The organism is Streptococcus sp. 10F2 (genome assembly GCF_054331515.2).
Map to the genome: position 1 here is coordinate 1 of NZ_JBTGGE020000099.1, position 1,984 is coordinate 1,984.

General features: G+C 37.2%; 2 protein-coding genes and 1 tRNA gene. All 3 read right to left on the reverse strand.

Annotated elements, in window-relative coordinates:
* Positions 1–331: 331 nt before the first annotated feature.
* A complete protein-coding gene (gene srtB, locus ACXM1Q_RS09150) occupies positions 332–1,138 on the reverse strand; it encodes a class B sortase, LPKTxAVK-specific (protein ID WP_458517790.1) in 807 nt (268 codons plus the stop codon).
* 89 nt (positions 1,139–1,227) lie between these two features.
* Positions 1,228–1,728 (reverse strand): LPKTxAVK-anchored surface protein, encoded by a 501-nt coding sequence (locus ACXM1Q_RS09155; RefSeq protein ID WP_458517791.1) that lies wholly within the window; start codon positions 1,726–1,728, stop codon positions 1,228–1,230.
* 143 nt (positions 1,729–1,871) lie between these two features.
* Positions 1,872–1,945: transfer RNA gene (locus ACXM1Q_RS09160), tRNA-Asn, on the reverse strand.
* Positions 1,946–1,984 lie beyond the last annotated feature (39 nt).

Below are 1,984 nucleotides of genomic sequence, written 5' to 3' on the forward strand. Positions count from 1 at the left end.
ATAAAGCTGCTGTTTCTTTACGTGTATGTCCCTCTTTAACATATTCAAGGACACGTTTTCTAAAATCAATTCCGTATGCCATAAAAACAGTATATCATATACAGTTTATAATCTAAAAGAGTATAAAAGACGACTGAGAACTCAATCAATAGTAAGCTTCACCTATAGAGTATCATAATTTTTAAAAAAGGTCACAAAAACCTTTATTTGGTATGCACAAAAAGACCACTTTTGAAAGTCTGATGTAATTATGAGCTTTCAAATGTGGTCTTATTTTAAATTCTAGGTCTTAACTTAATGACATTAAGCACACGTCTGATCTTTTTTTCTATTAACGAGTTGGAGTATAAACCAATTTGTCCCCATGTTCTTTGACAAATGTATCCATTTGATCATCTGGAATTTGACGAAGATAGAGATTTGCTCGAATACTTGGGTCTTCCTCACGACAAGTTGAAAGAACTAAATAGCGATCTTCAGGTTTCATGGTCACACCACTTTTCTTAACTTGCGCATCTTTATAAACAGTCTCTAACTGTTCAACAAAGTCTTTATCGGAATCAAATTCTGTCCGATAAAAAGCAGTTGTTTCAGGAACGATAATCATGGCAACTGCTTCATAATAGAATTTACGCTCTGGAGTTTCAATAACAACATAAGGATGTTCATCAAAATATTTTTGACTACTATAGAAATTAACATCATTAAACATCCGATTATCTGGAACCTGACTGCCTCGTGCATGACCAAATAACCAAGTTAACCGATCACTAAAGTTCTTGTTATTATCCATATCCATAAAGACTGTTCCCATAAAGGGCTCATAGCGGCCATCAAACGTCTTATCAAGATAGGTTGCATTATCTCCTGTTTGTACCACCGGCTCGTCTAGTTTAGTTCCCGATGCATACACATACGCAATCGTATCTGGATTTGTTGCCAATAGCGGATCAAACCGCTTTTTCAATTCTGCTTTCTCTTCGGAAGAAGGCTTGTACGTTGAAGCTGCTTTACTCGTAGCAATCTCCGAGTGATCACCATTAACTTGTCCTGAAAAATTTGTCCATACAAATCCCAAGCCAAGGAAAACAAACAAGCCTACAAAGAGGGAAGCAAGCCACTTTTTATTGATTTTCATTCTATCACCTAAAAAGCGAGAGCAGGATAGGATAAACCTAGAACCCAACTCTCGCCTCCTTCACATATAATCTAGTCGATTTTTATGTCTTATTTTACTGCTGCTGTGTTAGGAAGAACTTTTTGTCCTTCTTTAGCTGCTGCTTTAGCTTCTTTTTTAGCTGCTGCTACAGCTTTTTCAGTTCCTTTAGCATCTTTTGAATCTTCTTTTACTTCATCAGATTTTTTGCTTGGACCATTCACAACATCTGCAGGCATGATCAATTCACGTTTTTCTTTACCATCGACCATTACTGTTTTATATTGCAATTCGATAGAATCGTAACCGTTTTCACGAGGAATTACCCAGTATGGAGTTCCATTTGGATCTGTTTCAGATGGCTCAACATATAGATAACCGTCTTCAAAGTCAAGAGCTGATGGGTCAAATTCACCAACATTCATCATTTCTTGTGCTTCTTCTTGAACAAGTGGTGCAACTGGTGCAACACCTTCTGGTGTTCCTGCTACAAAGCCGTCATTCGCAAGAGCTGGTGACACTGCTGCAAGCAAAGCTACTGCTGCAAGAGTTGTAAAAAGTGCTTTTTTCATAAATCTTTCTCCTTTTATCTTTTGAAGGTCACTTCCTATAGTGCCCTTACATTTATATTATAAATTCACTTACTATAGAAGTCAAGTTTTAACTGGAAAAATTCTATGACTTTTTAATAAAAAAAGACCCTTAAGGGTCAGAACTCCGCCAGTAGGACTCGAACCTACGACATCATGATTAACAGTCATGCGCTACTACCAACTGAGCTATGGCGGATAAAGAAAAGCTAAGCGACTACCTTATCTCACAGGGGGC